The 23,153-nt window shown below is 34.3% G+C and carries 22 protein-coding genes; 10 read left to right on the top strand and 12 right to left on the bottom strand.

What is annotated here, in order from left to right; translation table 11 throughout:
- Positions 1-2 precede the first annotated feature (2 nt).
- Together BW926_RS09315 and BW926_RS09310 are read right to left on the bottom strand one after the other, a co-directional pair.
- Positions 3-605 carry a hypothetical protein gene (locus tag BW926_RS09315; RefSeq protein ID WP_076446482.1) on the bottom strand — a complete coding sequence of 201 codons (603 nt, stop codon included), beginning with the start codon at positions 603-605 and terminating at the stop codon, positions 3-5.
- Positions 606-674: 69 nt separating this feature from the next.
- On the bottom strand, positions 675-1,802 hold the full coding sequence (locus tag BW926_RS09310) for a DegT/DnrJ/EryC1/StrS family aminotransferase (protein ID WP_076446480.1): 1,128 nt from the start codon (positions 1,800-1,802) through the stop codon (positions 675-677).
- A gap of 86 nt (positions 1,803-1,888) precedes the next feature.
- Here BW926_RS09310 and BW926_RS09305 point away from each other — a divergent pair, with 86 nt between their 5' ends.
- On the top strand, positions 1,889-3,493 hold the full coding sequence (locus BW926_RS09305) for a S8/S53 family peptidase (protein ID WP_076446478.1): 1,605 nt from the start codon (positions 1,889-1,891) through the stop codon (positions 3,491-3,493).
- 130 nt (positions 3,494-3,623) lie between these two features.
- Here the strand turns inward: BW926_RS09305 and BW926_RS14230 are convergent, their stop codons facing one another.
- The 4 genes from BW926_RS14230 to BW926_RS09295 are packed head-to-tail and all read right to left on the bottom strand — an operon-like array spanning position 3,624 to position 6,682.
- On the bottom strand, positions 3,624-3,833 hold the full coding sequence (locus BW926_RS14230) for a hypothetical protein (RefSeq protein WP_143756530.1): 210 nt from the start codon (positions 3,831-3,833) through the stop codon (positions 3,624-3,626).
- An 18-nt stretch (positions 3,834-3,851) separates the two neighbouring features.
- The gene (locus tag BW926_RS14225) at positions 3,852-3,986 is read right to left on the bottom strand and encodes an SMI1/KNR4 family protein (RefSeq protein WP_143756529.1); all 135 of its coding nucleotides are present in this window, start codon (positions 3,984-3,986) and stop codon (positions 3,852-3,854) included.
- A gap of 8 nt (positions 3,987-3,994) precedes the next feature.
- Entirely contained in the window at positions 3,995-4,141 is a 147-nt protein-coding gene (locus BW926_RS14385) for a hypothetical protein (protein WP_179077998.1), read from the bottom strand.
- A gap of 6 nt (positions 4,142-4,147) precedes the next feature.
- Complete coding sequence (locus tag BW926_RS09295) at positions 4,148-6,682, bottom strand: phosphoenolpyruvate carboxylase (RefSeq protein ID WP_076446476.1); 2,535 nt, start codon at positions 6,680-6,682, stop codon at positions 4,148-4,150.
- 158 nt (positions 6,683-6,840) lie between these two features.
- On the opposite strand from BW926_RS09295, the gene BW926_RS09290 reads away from it, so the two are divergent.
- The 4 genes from BW926_RS09290 to BW926_RS09275 all read left to right on the top strand — a co-directional run bounded on the left by BW926_RS09290 (position 6,841) and on the right by BW926_RS09275 (position 9,964).
- Positions 6,841-7,239 (top strand): hypothetical protein, encoded by a 399-nt coding sequence (locus tag BW926_RS09290; RefSeq protein ID WP_076446474.1) that lies wholly within the window; start codon positions 6,841-6,843, stop codon positions 7,237-7,239.
- Positions 7,240-7,273: 34 nt separating this feature from the next.
- Positions 7,274-7,828, top strand: coding sequence for a hypothetical protein (locus BW926_RS09285; protein ID WP_076446473.1), 555 nt, complete (start codon positions 7,274-7,276; stop codon positions 7,826-7,828).
- Positions 7,829-8,132: 304 nt separating this feature from the next.
- The gene (locus BW926_RS09280) at positions 8,133-9,296 is read left to right on the top strand and encodes an iron-containing alcohol dehydrogenase (protein ID WP_076446471.1); all 1,164 of its coding nucleotides are present in this window, start codon (positions 8,133-8,135) and stop codon (positions 9,294-9,296) included.
- Positions 9,297-9,502: 206 nt separating this feature from the next.
- Positions 9,503-9,964 (top strand): lipocalin-like domain-containing protein, encoded by a 462-nt coding sequence (locus BW926_RS09275; RefSeq protein ID WP_076446470.1) that lies wholly within the window; start codon positions 9,503-9,505, stop codon positions 9,962-9,964.
- A gap of 266 nt (positions 9,965-10,230) precedes the next feature.
- On the opposite strand, the gene BW926_RS09270 is transcribed toward BW926_RS09275, so the two are convergent.
- Entirely contained in the window at positions 10,231-11,583 is a 1,353-nt protein-coding gene (locus tag BW926_RS09270; RefSeq protein WP_076446468.1) for a DEAD/DEAH box helicase, read from the bottom strand.
- A 95-nt stretch (positions 11,584-11,678) separates the two neighbouring features.
- Complete coding sequence (locus BW926_RS09265; RefSeq protein WP_076446466.1) at positions 11,679-13,328, bottom strand: ABC1 kinase family protein; 1,650 nt, start codon at positions 13,326-13,328, stop codon at positions 11,679-11,681.
- A gap of 484 nt (positions 13,329-13,812) precedes the next feature.
- Here BW926_RS09265 and BW926_RS09260 point away from each other — a divergent pair, with 484 nt between their 5' ends.
- From BW926_RS09260 to BW926_RS14080, 4 genes are all read left to right on the top strand, one after another.
- The gene (locus BW926_RS09260) at positions 13,813-15,186 is read left to right on the top strand and encodes a site-specific integrase (RefSeq protein WP_076446465.1); all 1,374 of its coding nucleotides are present in this window, start codon (positions 13,813-13,815) and stop codon (positions 15,184-15,186) included.
- 450 nt (positions 15,187-15,636) lie between these two features.
- The gene (locus BW926_RS09255) at positions 15,637-16,332 is read left to right on the top strand and encodes a hypothetical protein (protein ID WP_076446463.1); all 696 of its coding nucleotides are present in this window, start codon (positions 15,637-15,639) and stop codon (positions 16,330-16,332) included.
- Between the two features lie 140 nt (positions 16,333-16,472).
- Positions 16,473-16,700 carry a MerR family transcriptional regulator gene (locus BW926_RS09250; protein WP_076446461.1) on the top strand — a complete coding sequence of 76 codons (228 nt, stop codon included), beginning with the start codon at positions 16,473-16,475 and terminating at the stop codon, positions 16,698-16,700.
- A 6-nt stretch (positions 16,701-16,706) separates the two neighbouring features.
- Positions 16,707-18,914, top strand: coding sequence for a DUF3987 domain-containing protein (locus BW926_RS14080; RefSeq protein ID WP_083672294.1), 2,208 nt, complete (start codon positions 16,707-16,709; stop codon positions 18,912-18,914).
- 99 nt (positions 18,915-19,013) lie between these two features.
- Here BW926_RS14080 and BW926_RS09235 read toward each other — a convergent pair whose 3' ends face one another.
- The 4 genes from BW926_RS09235 to BW926_RS14220 all read right to left on the bottom strand — a co-directional run bounded on the left by BW926_RS09235 (position 19,014) and on the right by BW926_RS14220 (position 22,298).
- On the bottom strand, positions 19,014-20,423 hold the full coding sequence (locus BW926_RS09235) for a recombinase family protein (protein WP_076446459.1): 1,410 nt from the start codon (positions 20,421-20,423) through the stop codon (positions 19,014-19,016).
- A gap of 3 nt (positions 20,424-20,426) precedes the next feature.
- Complete coding sequence (locus BW926_RS09230) at positions 20,427-21,503, bottom strand: IS982 family transposase (RefSeq protein WP_076446457.1); 1,077 nt, start codon at positions 21,501-21,503, stop codon at positions 20,427-20,429.
- Positions 21,504-21,586: 83 nt separating this feature from the next.
- Entirely contained in the window at positions 21,587-22,174 is a 588-nt protein-coding gene (locus BW926_RS09225) for a MarR family transcriptional regulator (RefSeq protein WP_076446455.1), read from the bottom strand.
- Positions 22,155-22,298 carry a transposase gene (locus tag BW926_RS14220; protein ID WP_143756528.1) on the bottom strand — a complete coding sequence of 48 codons (144 nt, stop codon included), beginning with the start codon at positions 22,296-22,298 and terminating at the stop codon, positions 22,155-22,157. Before BW926_RS14220 ends, BW926_RS09225 begins: the two co-directional genes overlap by 20 nt.
- Positions 22,299-22,471: 173 nt before the next feature.
- Between BW926_RS14220 and BW926_RS09215 the strand changes: the two genes are divergently transcribed.
- Positions 22,472-23,149: a TetR/AcrR family transcriptional regulator gene (locus tag BW926_RS09215; protein WP_076446453.1), complete on the top strand. Its 678-nt coding sequence runs from the start codon at positions 22,472-22,474 to the stop codon at positions 23,147-23,149.
- The last annotated feature ends 4 nt before the right edge of the window (positions 23,150-23,153 follow it).

Here is a 23,153-nt window from a genome sequence, read left to right as displayed (position 1 = left end):
TGTCAAAGTTTAAAATCTTTGACAAAGTTTTTATTTAAATCTACATTATTAAAATTTACCTGATGACATCCAATAAAATTATTAAGATCACCAAATAGTTCTATCACTTTTTCACGTTGAATATTTGTTTCAGCATTAGAAATCACTGCAAGATAAGATGAAAATTTATATTGATGAAAATTATTTGGATTTTGATGAATGTAAATGATCAAATTTCTAAGATATTCTTCTGAATCAATCAGTATTCTTTTAAATGGTGATTCAAAAACTGGCCCGCTTCTCTGATAAACCTTGTTAAAAGACTGCGTATAGCTGCTAATTAATTTACTGATTGCTTTACTAAAAAAGCTTTCTTCCGAATGTAACCCCACTTCTTTAAAATTAACAGAAGTATCAATTTCTGATTTTGCTTTAAGAATAAAATGAAAGTGATTAGACATTAAACAATAAGCATAAATTTCAAAATAAGGTAAAATATAAGTTTTAGTTTTTCTTAGAAAAAAATTAAAATTTTCATCACTTAGAAAAGTTAATTTAGAATTCACTCCACGATTAAAAATATGATAAAATCTATCATGCTCTAAATGGCTTTCTCTTATTTTCATCTAATATGTGTTTATTATTTGTAAACTTTGTCAAAGATTTTAAACTTTGACAAAGTGTGACTGTCTGTTTTACTTCGACATAAACTCCAACACCGCATCCGTAATAAACTTCAGCTGCTCATCATCAAGTTCCGTGTGCATTGGAAGAGAAATCACCTGATCCAACAGCTTATCCGTATTTACAAAATCTATATCATTACTTTCCTGATAATAAGCTTTTTGCTTTCTCAGTGCTACAGGATAATAAATCATGGCAGGAATTTCTTTTTCTGATAAAAATTTCTGCAATTCGTTACGCTTTCCATTCAGTATTCTTAGTGTATATTGATGAAAAACATGGGTAGAGTTTCCAGCTCTTTTTGGAGTTAAAATATGTTCGTGCCCCACAAAAGCTTCATCATAATAATCCGCAGCCTTTTTTCTCGCTTCATTATAGTTATCCAGATTCGGAAGTTTTTTTCTTAAAATTGCAGCCTGAATGCTGTCTAATCTTGAGTTTACTCCTACTTCGTCATGATAATATCTTTCATACATTCCGTGATTAACGATACCTCTTAAACGGTGCGCTAACTTATCATCATTCGTAAAAATAGCACCTCCATCACCATAACATCCTAAGTTTTTTGAAGGAAAAAATGATGTCGTTCCTATGGTTCCCATTGTTCCAGCGGCTTTTACGCTTCCGTCAGAAAAAGTAAATTCTGAACCGATTGCCTGGGCATTATCTTCAATAACATATAAATTATGCTCTTTTGCAATCTTTAAAATTTCCTCCATATTTGCACACTGCCCGAAAATATGTACCGGAATAATCGCTTTTGTTTTAGGAGTAATCGCTTTTTTTATAGCTTCTGTTGAAATAGTAAACGTATCATAATCCACATCTACCAAAATAGATTTAAGTTTTAATAAATGAATAACCTCTACCGTTGCTGCAAAGGTAAAATCTGCCGTAATGATTTCATCGCCTTCCTGCAGGTCTAATGCCATTAGAGCAATCTGAAGCGCGTCAGTCCCATTTGCACAAGGGATAACGTTTTTTACGTCCAAATAAGATTCCAATTCATTCTGGAAAGACTTTACTTCCGGGCCATTGATAAAAGCCGCGGAATCCATTACATTTAAAACTGCATTATCAACTTCATTTTTTATCTTGTAATACTGACTTTGTAAGTCAACCATCTGAATTTTTTTCATAACCAAATATTTCTGTAAAAATAAGGAATTTAAAATCCTATCAAAAATTTTATTGATTTTGTTTTATCTTTATACAAAATAAATACATGAAAAAAATTTTACTCTTTTGTTTCATTGCAGGTTACTCGTCTGTTTTTTCTCAGACGTCCCTTATTTTTGTTTATTTTACGGATAAGCCGAACAAAGCTGCATTTTACGCAAATCCGTTATCGGAGCTTAGTCAAAAATCCCTCAACCGAAGGACATCACTGGGGATCGCACTTAATGATCAGGATGCACCCATTGAACAATCTTATATCCAGAATATTCAATCGCTTGGCTTTACGGTTGTAGATTACTCAAAATGGCTGAATGGAATTGCCGTGAATGCTACCCCTGCCCAGGTTGCAACAATTCAGTCGCAACCTTATGTACAGTCTGTGGAAAGTTTTGCGAAAAACTCTTCGATTCCAAAATTTAAAAATGTAAATAAATGGGATCAGCTTTCTAATTCCTCCAATAAATCATTAACCGTTTTTGATTACGGCTCAGGTTCCGCCCAGATCGACCAGGTGAATCTACGTCCGCTTCATCTTGCCGGCTACACCGGAACAGGAGTTACGATTGCAGTGATTGACACAGGCTTTCCGACAGTGGATACCGGCTCTGCTTTTTCAAGATTATGGACGAATAATCACATTAAAGGAGGCTATGATTTTGTGACAAAAACTAATAATATTTATGATCCTTCCCTTAACAATCATGGATCAGTGGTTTTGGGTGCTATAGGAGGCTTTATTCAAAATATATTTGTGGGTGCTGCACCAGACGCCGATTTTTATTTATATCGAAGTGAAAATGCCACAGTGGAAGTACCTGAAGAAGAATTATACTGGATTGAAGCTGCCGAAGAAGCCGACAGAAATGGAGTTGACATGATCACAACATCCCTTGGGTATGCGACTTTCGATGATCCGAAATATAATTATACCTACGCCAACCTTAACGGGAGTACTTCTTTCATTGCGAGAGCTGCAGAAATTGCTGTAAATAAAGGAATTTTTGTCTTAGCTGCTGCCGGAAATTCCGGGATACAGCCATGGCATTATATTTTGACTCCGGCAGATAATGCAAAGGTTTTCACGATAGGATCTGTAGATTCGGTGGGGGCCTCTTCCAATTTTTCTTCTTACGGGCCCAATTCCGCAAGTGTCATAAAGCCAGACGGAAGTACCAGGGGCTCAGCAGCTACTACCGTTTACAATACCTCAACAACAGTAGTGAATGGGACTTCTATTGCTACCCCAATCGCAGCAGGGGGAATTGCCTGCCTTATCCAGGCATTTTCTACAATGAACAGAGATCTGATGAGGGATAAGCTAAGACAGACCGCATCTCTTTATCCCAGTCACACGGATCAAATGGGTTTTGGGATTTTAAATTTCGGGAGTATGTATAATAATGTTTTAAACACTTCGGAGTTAGTTAAGAAAGAAAAACTAAGCATTTTCCCGAATCCAGTGAAAAACATCTTAAATATTGCCACGGAAAGTGAAATTATTTCTTCTGAGATTTATGATAATTTAGGAAGATTAATTACGAAGTTTAAAGATCAAAAATCATTGAAAGTCGAGGATTTTGCAAAAGGAGTTTATTACCTGAAAATCCAGACGAAAGATAAAATTTACTACGAGAAATTCATAAAAGAATAATTGGAAAAACCTCTCGATTGGAGAGGTTTTCATTTTTGGGAGGGCTTCGACAGGCTCAGCCTGACAATTCTAATACTAACTGTTTATACGGTATTTTGTAGCGATGTCAGGCTGAGCCTGTCGAAGCCTTTCAATTATCTTCTAAACTTTGATTTTCACAAAACTCTAAAACATCTTTAAAATAATGATGAAGATTTTCAAATTTATGTTCTCCAGAGTGCCAACTTGCAAATTTCCAATATCTCCATTTTTCATTTATACTGTCATTTGGAATTAATAAAAAGTATTGTTCCTGATCTTTTCCGGCAACAAGTATACATTTTTCTAAAATACAATTCATCTCAGCATCACTTTCACCCTAAATTTCAACAAGCTCAGGATCGATATTTTTCAATAAATCAATATCTTCAACTCTCATAAAAGTTGGTTCAACCGTATTGGGAGCAGAAAACCCATTGGTAATTTTCAGAAAATCTTTATAATCTTCAGGCAAAATTACATTCAGCCTTTTTCTGTTTTAATTATTTCTTCAGTCCTTGCAGGTTCAAAACCCAACCATTTGTTTTGAATCTGAAACGTTGATTCATTTTCATAAGCATCTCCCATTTTTATTGATAAAATCGAGATTGCAATAAGTATTTCTTTCATAAAAATCTATGCCGAATTTCTACTTGCATTAATATTTCCAAAAAGAGAGCGTGTTACCAGCTTTTCATACGCTTCTTTATTACCTTCCCCTTTCTGGATTTTCATTAAAGCATACTGCTGAATACTCAACAAAGGAAGGACAATTTTCTCTCTTATCTCAACAGATTTCCTGGAAATAGGATCTTCCTGCTGAAGCATCGTAAAGCCAGTCAGCTCCAGCATGATATTTTTAGAAAGCTTATACTCTTCAAATAAAATATTCCAGAAAGCACCAAATTTAGGATGATTTTTAATATAATATGTCAAAGGAAAATAGGACTTATTCATGCTCATCATTGAATTGAGAACCAGTGTTTTAAAAAAATCCGAACCTTTATACAAATCCCTCACCTCATCGAATCTTCCTTGCTCTTTCATCTGCTGCATAGCAAATCCAAAACCGAAAAACCCGGGAACATTCTGCTTAAGCTGTGACCACGAACCTACAAAAGGAATGGCCCGTAAATCCTCAAATTTCAACTCGCTTCCGCCTCCTCTTTTTGTCGGACGGCTGCCGATATTGGTTTTTCCGTAATATTCTAATGTACTCATTTCCTGAAGGTAAGGAACAAACATCGGATGTGCCTTTAAATCTGAATATTTCTGATAGCTGATATCCGCTAATTCTATAATTAATGCTCTTTCCTTTTCCGTCAGGTCTTTTTTTGAATTCTTGAAAACATCATTTTCCACCCCGGCCGTTAGAAGCTGCTCAAAATTGTATTTTGCCTGTTCTTTATTCCCGAAAATACTTGTAATGGTCTGTCCCTGAATGGTTAACTCAATTTTATTATTGGCGATTGTTTTTCCCTGTGAAGCATAAAAATCATGGGTTTTACCGCCTCCTCTTGCCGGAGGACCGCCTCTTCCATCGAAGAATACCACCTTAATTCCGTTTTGCTCAGAAAGTTTTGTTAAAACTTCTTTGGCCTTATAAATTTCCCAATTGGCTTTCAGATAACCACCGTCTTTGGTTCCGTCAGAAAAACCGAGCATGATCGTCTGCTGGTTCCCCCTTCTCTGCAAATGTTTCTGATAAACCGGGTTCTGATACAGTTCATTCATCACATTTTCTGCATTGGTAAGGCCTTCCATGGTTTCGAAAAGCGGTACGATATCCATATTGATTTCTTCATCCCTGTACCCGCAAACCTTGAAAAATGCATACACATTCATCACATCTTTTACAGCATCGGAATTCGAAATGATGTAACGGCTCATCCCACGAAGGCCATTAAGCCCCTGAATTTCAGAAACCTGCGAAACGGTGATTAAGGTATCTCTAACAATATCTTCAAATTCATCAGCATTCACTTTATTTGAAATTTGAATTAATGTATTAAACTTTTCTTCATTTGATGCCACAATTTTTCCATACAATTTAACATACACCTCATCTATGACTTTCTGATGAATTCTGCTATCCTGGCGGATATCCAGCGTTGCAAAATGAGTCCCGAAAATCTTCACCCTGTCTTTAAAATTTATCAGCAGATCAATAAATAGCGAATTATGCTGTTCTACTAAAACTTTTTCTGCTTCGTCAGCTTTTTTGAGAATATCTTCCGACGTGATTTTTTTTCCGGTGAAGATGGCTGCGTACAATTCTTCACTTAGCGAATTCAAAGTCTCTGCAACCCCTCTGAAACTTAGTCTTCGTCTTATAAATTTCAAATGACTGTAATAAGATTTCAAAATTGCCGAATGAAGTTCCTGCGCTACACTCTTTGTAACATCAGCCGTCACAAAAGGATTTCCATCCCTATCACCACCGGGCCAGAAGCCAAGCTGGATAAGATCTTCATGGATATGAAAATTCCCGTTTTTGAATGTTTTTTTAATTTTTGTAAATAATTCACCAATGGTATCGTAATAAACATATCTTAAGTAAGAAATAATACTTAGCGCCTCATCAATCGGGGTTGGCTTTTCTTTATTAACGAATGGCGTTTTGCCGAGCTGTTGCAGCAGCATATCAATATTGGTAATAGAATCTGTGGCAATAGCGCTTCTCAGATCTTGGATTATTCTTTGCACAGAGCTTGGATAAAACTGTGTCGGATGGGCCGTGAAAACCACTTTTACCGTAAAATCTTCCAGCTTTTCACGTACTTTTTCCAGCTTATGATCCTGGACAGAACGTTCAAAAAGATTGGTTACAGTTCCGTTGTCGCTTTCAGAATGAAGGCTCGGAAAAGCTGCATCTTCAATACTATCAAACAAAACAACCTGTCTTTCAATATACTGTATTATTTTAAAAAGCAATTCAAGCTTTTGTTCTTCGGTCTGGAGATCGATATGATTTTTAAAAAAATCCTCAACAATATCTTCAGGGGTTTTCCCGGCTTCGTAACCGTTTTTACTTTCTTCCCCAAGAAACGGGAGCAGCATCCCGATATTCGTCATTTTATCATAAGGCAGGCTCATAAACAATGAATTGTAGATCTGGAATTTATTCTCCACGATCTGCCTGAATTTTTCTGCGCGTTGGTCGTGTATCATATAACAAATGTAGGGGATTTTTTATTTAACTGAAATTAATTTTAATTGTTAAAACTGATAATAATCATGATTTCTCAATCATCAATTGGCATTTATAGATAATAATTTTGAATAAAACTATTGATTCATTACTTTTACATTAACAGAAATTAATGATTATGAAAAAAATACTTCTATTCCTTATACTGACTTTAGTTTTGACCGCCTGCGGCGACGACTGCTATAACAAGCCCCAAACCATAGCTTTTGAGTTCGTTAATACTGACAACGAAAACCTACTTGCCAACGGGGAACTTACGACCTTTTCCATCAGAGACGAAAACCAATCCAGCATACAGCTCACTAAAACATCTGATAATAAGGTAATTCTTGAAGGCGTGGGCGAATATGACGGAACGAAAAATTATACCTTTTATTCCAACATCAAAGTTTTTGATTTTTCTATTCAGTCATCCGAATTTACAGCGGGATGTAATGGTTATCAGATCAACAAATTAACCTTTCACGGCGTAGAAGTCACAGATCAGCAGGGATATTATAGAATTGTATTGGAATGAAAATGGCTGGTATAGAATTTTATTGTAAACTTTTATGAAAATTTTTCCGATCATTTCTTTTTTACTGCCCGGCTTATTCCTTTCCCAGAATATTCCCTCCGATTTAAAAAAAATTCCGGAGATCATGGATAATACTGAGCTGCTCTACCCTTTTATCGTTCCCGATAAAAAATATACCTATTGGTCTGTTTTCCGAAACAATCTCGATCCTGACAAAGCCATCATTTATGAAAGCCAGATGCCGGATTTTATGACCATTAATGATCCTGCTCCGGAAAAAGGTTTCTTTCAGAAATGTTTGGGTGAAGACTGCTTTTCTTATCTCATTACCTGTGAAAACGGCCGTTCAAAGTATTTTTCTACCGAACAGCAGTTGAGGGACTTTATAGGAACTGTTGACAACCTTCCTGAAGCCATTTTAATAGCAAATACGTATGGCTATACGGTAGATTCATCCGATAAATTAGGCAGCTCTTACAAAATGGATGATGCATTTTTTTACCTGTATTTATCAAAAAATGATCTTGGAAAACGGGAATTTTCTTTCATTACAATCAACAGGAAGAACGGAAAATTAAGTAAATTTTAAATAAGTTTTTGAGGCTAGAAAATTCGAAGGCTTATCTTTCGAATTGATTTCAATATTAAAATTTCCTCCAAATTTGTTATTTCGTAGGAGTCTAGACATATTTGCATAGATTAATTATAAAATTATAGCTTAGAAAGATAAACTGTGTATATTATTCATTCTAATTTAAAGATATTGCTTCGTCACTTCGTTTCTCGCAATGACATGATATTCAATCACAAATCAAACATTATAATTTTAAAACTTTATTAACTCGATTTCCGTGGAGTAATGCGTAAATTTGGGATATAATAAATTAAAAACAATGCTAAATTTCGAGTTTAAAAATCCAACAAAAATACTTTTCGGGAAAGGTGAAATTGCAAAAATTTCAAAAGAAATCCCTCAAGATGCCAAAGTTTTAATGATTTACGGTGGCGGAAGTATCAAAAATAATGGTGTTTACGACCAAGTAAGAGGGGCTTTAAAAAATCATGAAGTTCATGAATTCGGAGGTATTCCTGCGAATCCTGAGTATGAGGTTTTGATCAGCACTTTAAGTTTTATCAAAGAAAAAGAAATCACTTTCCTTCTGGCTGTTGGCGGCGGTTCTGTAATCGATGGAACAAAATTCCTTTCTGCAGCTGCTAATTATGACGGTGAGCCTTGGGAAATCCTTAAGAAACCTGTGAGAACTTTTGAAGGGGAAGGAATGCCTTTCGGGAGTGTTTTAACGCTTCCTGCAACAGGTTCTGAAATGAATTCCGGGTACGTGATCTCAAGAAGAGAAACTAATGAAAAGCTTTCTTCGGGTGGCCCGGGGCTCTTTCCGCAATTTTCGGTTTTAGATCCGGAAGTGGTAAGATCAATCCCGCCAAGACAAATTGTAAACGGAATTACCGATGCTTACACCCATGTTCTGGAACAATACATGACCGCACCTTCTTCTGCAGACCTGCAGGAAAGAATTGCAGAAAGTATTTTGATCAGCCTGCAGGAAACGGCCCCAAAAGTGCTGGCAGATGAATTTAATTATGACGCGGCAGGAAACTTCATGTGGTGCTGCACAATGGCCCTGAACGGATTAATACAGAAAGGAGTAATCACAGACTGGGCAGTTCATGCCATGGGACATGAACTGACGGCTTATTTCGGGATTGATCATGCAAGAACATTAGCCATTATTGCACCTTCTCATTACCGCTATAATTTTGAATCTAAAAAAGAAAAATTAGCACAATACGCAGAAAGAGTTTGGGGTATAAAAGAAGGAAGCATCGAGGAAAAAGCAAAATTGGGAATCAGGAAATTGGAAGAGTTTTTCCACAGCCTGCATATCCAGACCAGGCTTTCAGAATACACAGAAGACTACAACGGAACTGCTGAAAGAGTGGAAAAAGCTTTCACAGAAAGGAATTGGCTTGGCCTCGGAGAATATAAAAAACTGACCCCGCAAGACGCTTACAAGATTGTGGAAATGAGTTATTAAAAAACTAGAAGCCTGAAGCAGAGTGATGGAAGTTTATTTTCGGAATGTAAGAAATTAATCTGTATTGATTGTAAACTTCCAGTCCTTCACCTTTTAGCTTCCATTCTCAAATTATTTTATTTACAAACATTCGTTTAAAAAACCTTGATTTCATTATAAATATTTCAAATTTATTTATATTTTAGCATATTCTTAAATTTGCGAAAATGAAAAAACAGTTACTTTTATTTGCCTTTTCAGCGTTAGCGCTTACTTCTTGTGACGATGATGATATCCAGGGATATGAAATGGATATGATGAAAGGTGAATGGAAAACCAGTAAAATAGAAGTTATTTCAGGAAAAGACGATAAAACAGTAATTTCTACAGACACTCCTACAGGATGTTCTGCTAAAAACATTACAGAATACAGAACGGATTATTATACATCTTATACTGCTTACACAGGAGTGGGTGCAGACTGCCAGATGAACTCTAAAACTGAAGGTACCTATGAATATAATACTGACACAAAGGATTTAGTCATCAAATACAATAACGGCAGCCCTAGAAAGTACAAAGTGGTTGTTCTTACAAGTTCAGAAATGAAACTGAAACAGATGTACGACAATATTGATCAAAATGGAGATTTAATCATTGATTACACTTACATCTCTTTCAAAAGATAAAAGTATAGCTCCCGAACTTTCAGGAGTTTTTTAATGAATTCAGAACACTTCATTGTAGATGACTGGGGATTATTCAACCCTTCCGGAATATCACAAGATTATATATTCAGCAAGATGACTAATTGAACTTCCTGTATGAAGATGATGATGAATAAAATTACTATTTTTTGCATTAATGAACTTTACATCTTTGACAAGGTTCAGAACCACCTTGTCAAGGATTAATAATCAAATAAAAAACGATTCCAAAATGGAATCGTTTTCGTTTATTTTTTTCTCTTAGATTTTGAAATTGCTTTTTGCTGTGACCTGTTGGCTCCGAATTTTTTTGGTGCTTTTCTTTTCGAAGGTCCTCCCCAATTTTCTTTGGTATTTTTTGCTTTCTTTTCATGGAATGCCCCGCCTCCGTCATTTAGTTTTACCTGAGCAGGGTTTTTCATTACGATCTGCTCTTCTTCAGAAGCAATTTTTTTAGGATTGATTTTTACTTCTTCAGGGAAATCGATGTATTTCAACTCCTTATCCATCAACAACTCAATGTCGAGAGCTAAAGATTCTTCTTTTTTGGTTACAAAAGTAATTGCCTTACCATCCTTATCTGCCCTACCCGTTCTACCAATCCTGTGGATGTATTGTTCCGGAATATCAGGCATTTCAAAATTGATAACGTGCGTCACATCAGAAATATCCAGACCTCTCGCCATTACATCCGTTGTAATCAAGCCTCTTATTTCCTCATTTTCAAAACGCTTCATCGCTTTAAGCCTATAGTTTTGGGATTTATTAGAGTGAATTACATCAAACTGCTCAGGAAAAAGCTCCTCAATTTTAGTAAATAATAAATCTGCATTCTTTTTATTATTATTGAAAATCAATACTTTAGAAATATCTTTATCTGTCTTCAATAAATGTTCGAGAAGGTTAATCTTAGTATTAAAATTTTCTACTTTATAGGCAGTCTGTTCAATTTTTTCAAGTGGAGTTCCAGATTTTGCTAAAGAAATTTCAACCGGACTTGCAAAATATTCATCCAGCATTTCATCTACGGCTTCCGTCATGGTTGCTGAGAAAAGAATATTTTGTCTCTTCTCCTTCATCATCTCAAAAATATGTGTTAGCTGCGGCCTGAAACCGAGATTCAGCATTTCATCAAACTCATCAATGATCAGCTTCTGTACTTCTTTAAGGGAAATCGCATTGTCAATCGCCAGATCCATCACCCTCCCCGGAGTTCCTACCAAAATATCACAGCCCTTATCAAACAGCAATTTTTGAGTGTTAATATTTTTCCCACCATAAATTCCGATTACCCTTGCAGTAATATTTTCTGTTAATTTCTCAATAATTTCCGTAACCTGCACTACCAATTCTCTTGTAGGAACCAATACCAAAACCGTCGGATTCCCGGATTTATTGTACTTCCAGGTCTTTAAAACAGGAAGAAGGTAAGCTAAAGTTTTTCCGGTTCCGGTTTGTGCAATTCCCATCACATCACGTCCGGAAAGGATCGGCTTTAAGCTTTTTTCCTGAATAGGCGTGGGTTCAAATAATTCCAGATCTGCCAAAACATCAAGAATTTTAACCGGAAGGTCAAAATCTGCAAAAGTGAGTTTCTCCATTTTGCAAAGATAGGCAATTAATTTTTTAAACTTTGGCGGGAGCCTGAAGATGGATAATGGAAGTTTTGCGTTTGAAAACTGAACTATTTAATAAATTACTTTCTCGTAACCCTCAGCAAAATAATAATCACCAAAAAAATCGAAAAAACAAAGCCAAGAATTGCAACCAAAGACATTTCACCAATTCTCGGGCCGGTTTCGGAAACAAAAACAATGGCTGTTGCAATAATATTTGCTCCTAAAATCATGGCTAAAATTAAATTAACAATGCTTGATTTTATTAATTGATTTGTCTTTTCAAGATTCTTGATTTCGCTGGAAACAGTGAATTTATTTTCGTCTAATTTCTGTAAAACAGAACGCAGCTCTTTAGGAATTTCATCAACATTATCAGTGAAAGTAAGCATTCTATCCATTCCGGTTTTTAAAATATTCTTCGGACTTATTTTTTTTGTGAATATTTTTTTTGTGTATGGATTCAAGCTTTTTACAATATCCAAATCTGGATTGATGGTCCTTCCAACACCTTCTATTAAACTGATTCCTTTAAATAAAAGATAAAAATAATCCGGCATATACAAACGATTATCCTTTAAAACATCCTTCATTTTATTGATAATGGCTTGAGGATTTATTTCTTTTAAAGAAGTACTGTGAACAAAATCCAGAATATCTTCAACATCGCTTTCAAACCTTCTTTCATCTGGAATCTGATAACTTACAGCCATTTTTTTCAGATATCGAACAATTTTATGTGGATTCTTAGCAACAAAACTTACAATTAAATTTTCAAGTATCTCTTTATCATTTGGCGGAATTTTCCCCACTGCTCCAAAATCAATAAAAACAACTTTTCCGTCTTTTTTAACTAAAATATTTCCTGCATGAGGATCTGCATGAAAGAAACCATAATCTAAAATTTGTGTAACAAAAAGCCTTAAACCAACTTCAGAAATATTAACAGGATCAATATTATTTTCTAAAAGCGTCAATTTATCAGTTACCTTAATTCCATCAATAAATTCCATACAAAGAACATTATTGTTAGAAAATTCTTCGTATACTTTCGGAACATAGGTTTCTTTATAATTTTTAAAATTTCTTCTGAATTGTAGAATATTTTCCTTTTCGTTAATTAATGAAACTTCTTCAAGTAAAGACCTCTCAAAAGTCGAAATGGCCTGTTTCAGGTTCAGCTTATCGCCAATTTCAGAATATGATGAAACAAGCTTTTCAATATCTTTTATCAACAACAGATCATCTTCAATAACAGCCTGAACATCAGGTTTTTTAATCTTTAAAATCACTTTTGTCCCGTCCGCCAGGATTGCTTTATAGACCTGTGCTATAGATGCCGTTGCCAGTGGTTCTTTCTGAATATTGATAAAATGTTCATTTGTAGATATGTTAAATTCATTTTCAAGAATTTCCTCAACATTCATTTCAACTCTTTCTACCTTATCCTGAAGCTTTTGCAGCTCCAGGGTAAGTTCCGGCGGGAAAAGATCTTCCCTGTTGCTGAATGTCTGTCCGAGCTTCACAAAGGTAGGTCCCAGTTCTTCCAAGGCGAGTCTTATTCTTTCATAAACTGTGCCTTTTGAAACTATTTCGTCTGCATTATTGGGAATTTCTATTTGTTTATTTCCGCTTTTCATTCGCGCCAAAACATCTCTAAAGCCGTATTTACTTAACACGGAAATCAGTTTAGCGGATCTTTTCAATTTTCTTTGCTGCTTATCGAACATATGTTGAAATGTTGATGCAATTTAGTTCAAAAATTATTCCTTTTGAAGATTTTAGTTTTCTATTTTAAAATCGTTCCCTTTCTGTAATTTCATTTCAGTTTGTCATCTCTGAAAGAAGCGCAACGGATTGAAGAATCTATTTTAAACGCAAAGATTTTCTTTAAAATTATTGAAAATATTTTCCGCTCGCAAAGGCGTTTGACTACATCGAATCTTCGATTTCATTCAACAAATGAGAACAAAGTTTAAACTTGATGGATATCTCTCACGTGAAAGATGTCTGCAATCATAGCCCCGATAGGACTATAACATATGAAATTGTATTTATTCAATTGAAATGAAATAGTATATAAAATATTTATTTTCAATAACTTGTTATTTTATTTGATTTCATTCTTTTTCATTACACCACTCAAAATAATACATAATAATACAAGTTTATACAAATTAGTATTACATTTGAATTCTTAAAAATACAGTATTCATGGCTTCAATTAACTTTTTATTACGCTCTATCAAGAAAAATGATCCTTTTACGGTTCGGCTACAGTTCAATAATCAGGAGAAAGTTTCAGATAAAAATCCTTTTGGTTTAGATTTCGTAGAAACTAAAACAGAAATCTATGTTTTTACGCCGGATGAAGTTTTAGAGAGTCCTTTGTCTGACGGTAAAAGATTCTGGAGCAAATACAAAAAATACAAAGGGAAAGATTTAGAGATTATGAATATTATTATAAGAGCCTTGAATCATCAGAATGAACTCAGGGAATATATTCTTTCAAAGTATGATAAAGATTTTAAACATGAAGAAAATCCTGATAAAATATGGTTGAGTTCTACGGTAAAGAAATATTATGATGAATTAAAGAAAAAAGCAGATCAGGACAGTCTTTCAAAGGCTCCTACTACTATCATCTGGCATTTTGATAATTATATCCGCTTAAAGAAAAATGAATTGGCAGAAAATACAATACTGAAAATGGAGAACATTAAAAATATATTGTCTGAATTTCAGGAATATCAATCTTCTTTGAAAGGATATAATGTTGATTATTCCGTATCAGAAGTCAATGCAGAGTTCAAGTATCTATTAGAGAGTTATTTAAGAGATATAGCATTATATTCCTATAACACCATTACAAAAATTATCCGAATCACCAGGACTGTCTGTAATTTTTCCAAAAATTACGGAATTGTACTGCATCCTATGTATAATCTTTTTAAAAAATCATATGAAGAAATAGATGATATTATTTATCTTTCATTTTCAGAATTGAAAACTATTAAAAATTCTGATAAAATTACTGCTGATCTTGAAGATGCTAGAGACTGGCTCTACATCAGCTGTTTTTTAGGGCAACGGATTTCTGATTTTATGAAATTTACCAAAAATATGATCCGTAAGAATGGAGATGATTTATATATTGACTTTACCCAAATTAAAACAGGCAAGAAGATTTCTCTTTTACTGCATTCTGAAGTTGTATCTGTTCTGGAAAAAAGAGATATGAATTTTCCTGAACCCTTATCTGAACATAGTTACAATAAAAAAATAAAGGAGGTTTGTAAATTAGCCGGTCTTACCGAAATGACCGAAGGTTCTGTTCAAAAAAAGATAAAGGACGGGGTTTGGAGAAATGTAAAGGGTACCTATGAAAAATGGGAATTGGTAGTATCTCATATCGGGAGAAAATCGTTTTGTACTAATTTTTATTCCAGGATGCCTACTTCTTTAATTTTAGAGGTTTCAGGTCATACCGCAGAAAGGACTTTACTGGAATACATCGGAAAGAAAGATAATACCAACTCCCAGCTTATAAAAAATTATTATGCCAATATTGATATTACCCAGGATTGATAAATTCAATTTATTGATGAATATTTTTATAGGTGATAATATTGGCATTTCTGGCACTTTCTTTTATTCATCATACTTTCAGATCTTTTATCTTGGCATTTTCGTGGCAATTTCTATTTTCCAATTAAAAATAGAATCTCAGAAAGAATCCCGAATAATGAATTTGAATGATTTAAAATTATAGATGATGAAATTGACAATTTTGATAATTTCCTTTATCCATAATCCTTTCGGGTATTTTCACATGATAATTTGTAATAATTTGAGACAATTCCAATTAAGATAGTATATTGAAGAATATCAGATTTATACATTTGAATATCTATAATTATAGATGGAATTTTGGAGATTTTGGGAACTATCCTTTATCCATAGCACTTTCGGGCGTTTTTTCAAGGAATTTTGTGGGGTTTTTGGGAATTTTGTGTAATTTTCCATAAATATATTGTGATGAATGATTTCGATATTGATGTGTTTTTAAAGATGCACAGAGACGCTGCTTTTGCATTGGACTTAGAAGAGTTCCAAACTGTAACCAGTGTACTAAAGAAACAGAAACGGCTCTTAAATCGTAAGAATAACCCCGATTATTCCGGTGTTAAAGAATTTTGTGTAAAGGCTTTAGCAGAAATAGAAAACCGAATTTTATTGCTTGCTGATAATGGTAACATAGATTTAAAAAGATCTGAAATTCTGGATGTCTATCTTTTAAAGGTAAGAATGTATTACGAATATGAAAGTCTTTATAAAGAAGTAACTGCTGCTACCTTAAAACCAACTGTTAAAAAGGAGGATGCAGAAATAGTAACCGATGAAGAAAAAAAGAAAAGATGCTTGGACGCGTTCAAAGTCTATTTTCCAAACCAAAAGGTACATGGAGACGACGGTATTGCTGCAAAACTAAAAAAAATGCGTGAAATGTATTTTGGTACTCCAATGATGAAAAAAACTTTAGGAATCCTTATTGCTGATATGGAATACCAAGAAGAAATTGTACCAATACATGATCTGGCAGCTTTCATAAGATCATTCTTAGAAAATCCAGAAACAGAATTCAAAAAATCCGGCTTTTATAACCCTATTCAAAAAGCATATTCTGAAAAAAGAAAAATTCATAAAGAATCACAAAATCATAATAATCAGTAAATTAAATATGAATTAGAATGCTGGGGAATGCCAGAAAATGCTGGCATTCTGTAAAAAAACATGAACATTATACATTTGTAATGTGAAAATTAAGAACCACTATATCTAAGGTGGTAATGTATAATATAAACACATGACAAATGGAAAATCCATTTACCTATATCGAAATCCAGCTATCCAATATCAATGCTAAATTGGATAAAGTTCTGGCAGAAAATAATTCCGAACCTGATTCGGAGCTTCTAACGCTTAAAGAATATGCAAAACTTATTAAAAAGTCTCTTCCTACCATCTGGAGATACGAAAAAGACGGAAAAATAAAACCTGTGATCATTGCGGGGAAAAAATACTATAAAAAGGTAAAATAAAATAGTATGGAAAATATCCCCGCATTTGATCCTGTAATCTCTGTATGTGAAAACATTCGATTACCAAAAAACATAAAGCAAGTATCCCTATCTTCTGTGTTGGAAAGAATTAAAAACCCTGAACAAAGGATCATTGATCTTCAAACAAAATTTAAGGAAACTAAAGACGATAAATACAAACGAGGACTTCCCGGCTTTACTACTTCCGGTATTTTCTCTGAAAGAAAAGCTTCCGGCCTTACATCCGCCAGTGGTTTAATGATGCTGGACTTTGATAAATTACCTGATCCTGAAACTTTGCAGCGTGAAAAAGAGAAGTTGATCGGTTGCCCTTTTGTTGTAGCGACCTTTATCAGTCCGAGTGGTAAAGGATTAAAAGCCATTATCAGGATAAGAGACTGGCAGAACCAGAGTGATTATAAAAGCATTTTTATGGAAGCCGGAGCGTATTTTAATTCTGAATATTTTGATTCGGGAACCTCCGATATTGCAAGATTAGCGTTCTTCGCCCATGATCAGGACATTTACATCAATTGGGATGCAGAAATATTTGATCCAGAACATCATTTAGATCGCGATAGGGACACTTTTGAGAAAATCGTGGTGAAGTGGATGGAAAATCAAAATGAATCCTTTATTGATGGTAATAGGAACAAATATGTTTTTAAAATTGCAGGCGCCTGCTGTCGCTTCGGGATAGAGAAAGAGAATGCATTAATCCTGATTGAAGAACATATAACAATTACCCCTGAGTTTGATCTTTCCGAAGTAGTGGATGCCATAAATTCAGCATATAAAACGAATGAATTTGGGGCTGCTCATAATGATTTTGAATTTTGGGATGTTGAAAATGAAGGCAAATCGCCTGAAAACTTTCAGACTACTAAAGAAAATCCTTTTCCAATTGAGGTTTTTCCTGAGAAGGTTCGGGATATTATTACAGAACTTAAAAATACGATGACTTATCCTGTTGATTATACGGCAGCAGGTATGATGTATGCTGTTTCTATCGCAACGGGGCGTGCTTGCAGAGTGAAGTTTAAAGAAGAATGGATTGACAACGCTGTTTTCTATCTTGCCATTGTTGGAAAAGCAGGAGCTAATAAAACACACCCTTTAAGGTTCGCAGTAAAACCGCTTAGGAAAATTGATGAAGAATCTTATAAAAAATATATTGATGAAAAAGATAAATATGAGTTTTTTGAAAAATTAAGCAAAAAAGAAAAAGCTGAAAAACAATCAGAACTACCACAAAAGCCTTTTCGAAAGCAGTTTCTTGTTTCAGATTTTACTTTTGAAGCTCTCGTAGATGTGCTCAGCAAAAATAAAAATACTGTTGGAGTATGCGTTGATGAGCTGGCTTCATGGTTTCTAAACTTTAATAAATATAACAATGGAAGTGAAGAACAAAACTGGCTGTCAGTATGGAATGGAGAATCAATATCCGTAAACCGTAAAGGTACAGACGATTACCTTATTCCAAATCCTTTTATTTCAGTAATAGGGACTATTCAGAATAGTGTGTTGGCGGATTTAGCGAAAGGCAGCAGGGTTGGAAATGGTTTTTTACACCGGTTTTTATTTGCATTCCCTGACGATCAGGATAAGAAAAAATGGAGTAGAAACAAGCTCGATAAGAAATATCGCGAAAAATGGGAGAATATTATAACTGAAGTTTTAGAGCTGCATAACAATAAAGGGTTCATTTTAGAATGTAGTCCTGAGGCAGAAAACTGTTTGATGGACTGGCAACACCGATCAACAGACTACCTGAATAAGATTGATGATGAAATTTTAACAAGTATTTATAATAAGTTTGATACCTATGTTGTAAGACTTTCTTTACTGATGGAAGTATTTTATTATGCCTGCGGAGAAAGTGAGCTGATGGAAATTTCTCTGAGATCAGCAGAAGCAGCAATTACATTGGTAAAATATTTTTCTCAAACGGCTTTAAAAGTCAACTCGATAATTTCAAAGTCCGGTAATAAACCTGTTGAGAAGCTGCCACCAATCAAACAGCATGTTTTCAATGCACTACCTGAAGAATTTACATCTGCTGAAGGGACGGTTATAGCCGCAGAAAAAGGAATGAGCAGCTCGACTTTCCGACGTTTTATCAAAGAAGACCAAGGAAAAGGAAAGAAAAACATATTCTTTGAAACGGTTAAGCATGGGGTGTACAGGAAAAAATATAATAGTACGCACGCGTAGCACATCCTGATATTCATTCATTTTCTTTCAGAAACAGCTTTGGAGAAAGCAATTTGGAGTGATTGGCTGGAAAATTGGAAAAAAATCACCTCATCTTTTTTACAGCCAATCATCCATAAATTGGAATTTTACTTTATGTCTCTTAGCAGAGTTTTTAAATTGTTTGATCAGCAGTTTTATTGTTTCTTCCAATCTATTATTTTCGATTTTTGAGCTATGATATAATGTACTGTTTCCAAAAAGAATGAAAAAATTGATGTGGGAAAAATGAGAGGTCGGAATCAGGAAAAATTCATAATGACTATCAGTTTTTTTCTGATTAGGGTCTACACCTATGCATAATACATAATCATACTTCCGTAACTTTTCGGGAATATTAAAGCACCAGCAAAAAGTATTATGATATTCATGCTTAATACTAAAGGCAATACCAAGCTCTGAAATGATGTAATCGCTGTCCCACTCTGCTACTCCTTTATTCAGAAGCCATTTAAAAATAACATGATGAATATTTTTCTTAGCTCGTTTAATAGTATTAATTCCTTTTCGCCAATTGCTGGGAAAAATCCAATATAATCTTTCCTGTGCCTGTCTGAAAAGCTCTTTATCAATAACAGCCTTAAATGTATCAGGAACGATTACCCACTCTGAGCGGGGATTTCTGCGTGATTTTTGTTTTAGCCGTCTCCAAGTTCTGTTATATATATGTGTTCCAATATAAATTTCGTTCAACAGAATTCTTATTATTTTTGATTTATCCCATAATTTGCAATTGGCAGAAGGAATATTTTGTTTATTAAGATGATCTGCGATTTTTAAAATTGAATACCGCTCCGCTGCAAATAAATGAAATATGTTTCTTACTGTTTCTGTCGTTGCATCATTTTTCGGGGCAAAAACTACTCTTTCATTTGAAATTTGCTTATGCTCACCTATATCGAGAAAACGGACATGATCCTTATTTATATCTAATAATTCCCGAATCATACCATAAACTGCCGTTCCTCCGGCTGAAAAGCCCTGTTGCGATACTTTTACGCTCCCATGAAATACCTTAGAGCTCAACTGACGGCTGTATTCCGAAGCCATATAGCGCTCAACCATGAGTCCAAAACCAGAAATGAGCGAGTTTTCGTCATTCGGAAAACCTAACGAAACATAAATTATTTTTTTACCAAATTGGGTGCATATACGGCTAAAATAGGCTGCCTCATCCTGATCCTGAAAACGCCCCCAGCGTGAAACATCATATACAAGGATATAATCAAAAGCCGGAGCTTCGGGGTTTTTAATCCAATTTGAAAAAAGACGTTCAAACCCCGGCCGATTGGCTACTAATCCGCTTTTTCCTTCATCCATTTCTTCATGAATAATTTCAATCTGATGCTCAAGAGCAAATTTTTGGGTATGCCCCCGTTGAATAGCAATTGAATTTTCCTGTTTATCTTCCGCCGAATGACGGTAATAAGCAACTGCCTTTTTATGTTTTTCCTGTAAAATATTCAGCATTGCTTACAAAAAGATTTTCATAAGTTGATGCAATTCGTCAAAAAGTTGTTGTTCTTTCTCCGTTAATTTGACATTAATGCTTTTCTTTATGCTAAGTTCTTGGATCAGATTTTTGATCTGCTCCGAAATTCCTGATAGTTGTGTCATTTCGCATAGTTCAGGTACGGTTGCTTTGGACTCTGTGAGGAAGTATAATATTTCCTCTTCATACATAGATGCTGCGGTAAAAACTTTAGTAAGTGCTATAAAATCACCTCTTAAGAAAAGTACACTATTACTGATTTTTTCAAAGAGAATTTTTATAATGTCATCAACTTCAAACTGTTTTATTTTTCTCAATCTGGGTAATAACTGCATGAATACGATCATTTGATACTCTTTCATATCATGACCTGCCATGAAAATATAAGGATGTTCCTTGTACTGCTTTTGGTTTTTCCTCATGGGAATTTCAAGTTTCAAACGATGATAATTGAACAAGTCTATCTGCAATTCCTTACTGAGATAGCCTTTGTCGCCTAGCAAAACGGTATTTTCATATTGAGATTTTACATCATTTAAATAATGAATGTCATGAACTGATGCTTTACTCAGGTCAAAACTTCTGAAAAGACCTTGTATGGTGCATACAGCATGAAGCTTATATCCATAATACCGGGTTTGTTGTGAGGCACAAAACCCTTCGTTAGGCGCTGTATGATAATTTTCCTTACAAATTTTTATCCTGTTTTTTCTGGATATTTTGCAAATTTCCAAAGGCATACTGTCAATAATATGATATTCTTCATCAGAGATAATCGCCCTTGATATTTTCTTTCGGATGGCTTCTATAAAAGGAAATAGCTGCCTCTTTCTACGGTTATAAACACTTCTTTCTATCAATAATGATAAAGACTTAGGGATTCTGCGAAAAAGTTCGTATTCACTGTCAATTCCCAAATATTCTGCAACCAAAACCAAGGAAACAACTTCTTTGTCATTAAGTTTAGGTTTTCTAATCTGAACTAGAAAGTTGTCTTTTTCTTCTATAAAATTTATGGTTTTCAATATTTTGTCGTAACTTGCTTTCAGGTTGTTCATCGTATTTAACTAACTGGTAATTAATTAAATATACAAAATATTGCTTTTTGGAGCAACCTTTATTTTTTTACTTTACAAATGCACTACGGGTTAAGAAGATATATAAGTTCCATCTTTTCTGAATGTGTAAGATTTCCTGCAACAATATTAGTAGCCTGACGAATCTTTTTCATTTGATTTTCAAGAACCTGTAGACCTCTTTCAGTAATACGGATTAGTTTACTCCTTTTATCCAAATCAGAACTAGTTTGCCCAATCAGTCCCTGACGAAGAAGCCTGGCAGTGATTAACATACCTACAGGTTTATCATGAATATTCTTCTTAATAAGTGCCATCTTAGTCATCTCACCAAAAGCTTTTAAGTTAATTAGATAAATAAAGTCTTCTTGGGTAGAGAATTCAGAATCTAGGATGGCAGACTTTGAATAGGTCTTAGAATATCGATTCAAATGAACGAGCAAGCTACTTATGGCACTTTCCGCCGTTCTTCCATTTTCCTTCCCTTCCCAATAAGGTTCTTCAGAATGATTTTGTTGCTTATTGTTACCCTTATCACTAATCCAAGTTTTAAAAACCTGAATGGTCTCGGGATACAAATCAGGAAAAGCTTGGGTTTCGGTTTCAAAATCCTGCAATAAGTCCATAAAATCTTTAATAAGTGTATAATTCATATCCGTTATACAGTGTTGCTCTGCTAATACCATAGCTGCGTACAAGCTCTTCTATACTTCTATCATTATCGAATTCCTTCAAAATACTGGAAATCTGATTCGCGCTGAATTGTTTCTTTTTCATAATATATACTCCTAAATTTAAACTTTTGTCTAAATTATATTCGTACTATTTACGGGGAGCTTACACTATACCAGATAATAGTACTACTATTACAATTGTAATATTTCATACAATGGTATAAGTTTTGCTTACTTTTATTATAGTTTTATATTTTTTTCATAATAATTACTACAATGGAATTTCAGTTAAAATTTAAAGTCAACGAAAATCTTTATCTTAAAGATCCTGAAAATAGCGAAATAGGCAAAGCTATTGTAAAAAATGCTATTGAGCTGATTTATGAAACAGGATTTGAGAACTTCACATTTAAAAAACTGGCACAGAAAATCAATTCTACAGAAGCTACCGTTTATCGGTATTTTTCATCAAAACATAAACTTCTTACCTATATTCTCAACTGGTATTGGTCTTACCTGGAGCTGATATCCAAGTTTCGCTTGCTAGAAATAAAAGATCCTAAAGAAAAAATAGATAAACTGTTAAACATTATTACACACCAGGATCACCCCAATACAATGATAGAAGATTATGACCTGGTAAAACTGCATACAATAGTTATTGCAGAAAGCAGCAAAGCCTATTTGGTAAAAGAAGTAGATGAAATTAATAAGGAAATGGTTTTCAGTCCTTTGAAAAGTCTTTGTGCTTTTTTTGGTGAAGTCATTTCTGAAGCCAAACCGGATTTTCCTTATCCCAGATCATTTGCAAGTACACTTTTAGAAACAGCTCATGATCAGCATTTCTTTAGTGAACATCTTCCAAAGCTTACAGATAATCATACCCCCAAAAAGGATCATAAAAATTTTGTGCTGGATTATCTGCGTTTCATAACCACCAATCTTTTAAAATAAACCG

This window comes from Chryseobacterium sp. RU37D (assembly GCF_900156075.1).
Classification (GTDB): Bacteria; Bacteroidota; Bacteroidia; order Flavobacteriales; family Weeksellaceae; genus Chryseobacterium.
The sequence above is the reverse complement of the archived record's forward strand: the minus strand, read 5'-3'. Positions and strand labels throughout refer to the sequence as shown.

Excerpts from the sequence above, each read along its gene's own strand:
- BW926_RS09315 (WP_076446482.1), bottom strand. The coding sequence starts at position 605 with ATGAAAATAAGAGAAAGCCATTTAGAGCATGATAGATTTTATCATATT.
- BW926_RS09310 (WP_076446480.1), bottom strand. The coding sequence starts at position 1,802 with ATGAAAAAAATTCAGATGGTTGACTTACAAAGTCAGTATTACAAGATA.
- BW926_RS09305 (WP_076446478.1), top strand. The coding sequence starts at position 1,889 with ATGAAAAAAATTTTACTCTTTTGTTTCATTGCAGGTTACTCGTCTGTT.
- BW926_RS14230 (WP_143756530.1), bottom strand. The coding sequence starts at position 3,833 with ATGAATTGTATTTTAGAAAAATGTATACTTGTTGCCGGAAAAGATCAG.
- BW926_RS14385 (WP_179077998.1), bottom strand. The coding sequence starts at position 4,141 with ATGAAAGAAATACTTATTGCAATCTCGATTTTATCAATAAAAATGGGA.
- BW926_RS09295 (WP_076446476.1), bottom strand. The coding sequence starts at position 6,682 with ATGATACACGACCAACGCGCAGAAAAATTCAGGCAGATCGTGGAGAAT.
- BW926_RS09290 (WP_076446474.1), top strand. The coding sequence starts at position 6,841 with ATGAAAAAAATACTTCTATTCCTTATACTGACTTTAGTTTTGACCGCC.
- BW926_RS09285 (WP_076446473.1), top strand. The coding sequence starts at position 7,274 with ATGAAAATTTTTCCGATCATTTCTTTTTTACTGCCCGGCTTATTCCTT.
- BW926_RS09280 (WP_076446471.1), top strand. The coding sequence starts at position 8,133 with ATGCTAAATTTCGAGTTTAAAAATCCAACAAAAATACTTTTCGGGAAA.
- BW926_RS09275 (WP_076446470.1), top strand. The coding sequence starts at position 9,503 with ATGAAAAAACAGTTACTTTTATTTGCCTTTTCAGCGTTAGCGCTTACT.
- BW926_RS09270 (WP_076446468.1), bottom strand. The coding sequence starts at position 11,583 with ATGGAGAAACTCACTTTTGCAGATTTTGACCTTCCGGTTAAAATTCTT.
- BW926_RS09265 (WP_076446466.1), bottom strand. The coding sequence starts at position 13,328 with ATGTTCGATAAGCAGCAAAGAAAATTGAAAAGATCCGCTAAACTGATT.
- BW926_RS09260 (WP_076446465.1), top strand. The coding sequence starts at position 13,813 with ATGGCTTCAATTAACTTTTTATTACGCTCTATCAAGAAAAATGATCCT.
- BW926_RS09255 (WP_076446463.1), top strand. The coding sequence starts at position 15,637 with ATGAATGATTTCGATATTGATGTGTTTTTAAAGATGCACAGAGACGCT.
- BW926_RS09250 (WP_076446461.1), top strand. The coding sequence starts at position 16,473 with ATGGAAAATCCATTTACCTATATCGAAATCCAGCTATCCAATATCAAT.
- BW926_RS14080 (WP_083672294.1), top strand. The coding sequence starts at position 16,707 with ATGGAAAATATCCCCGCATTTGATCCTGTAATCTCTGTATGTGAAAAC.
- BW926_RS09235 (WP_076446459.1), bottom strand. The coding sequence starts at position 20,423 with ATGCTGAATATTTTACAGGAAAAACATAAAAAGGCAGTTGCTTATTAC.
- BW926_RS09230 (WP_076446457.1), bottom strand. The coding sequence starts at position 21,503 with ATGAACAACCTGAAAGCAAGTTACGACAAAATATTGAAAACCATAAAT.
- BW926_RS09225 (WP_076446455.1), bottom strand. The coding sequence starts at position 22,174 with ATGAATTATACACTTATTAAAGATTTTATGGACTTATTGCAGGATTTT.
- BW926_RS14220 (WP_143756528.1), bottom strand. The coding sequence starts at position 22,298 with ATGAAAAAGAAACAATTCAGCGCGAATCAGATTTCCAGTATTTTGAAG.
- BW926_RS09215 (WP_076446453.1), top strand. The coding sequence starts at position 22,472 with ATGGAATTTCAGTTAAAATTTAAAGTCAACGAAAATCTTTATCTTAAA.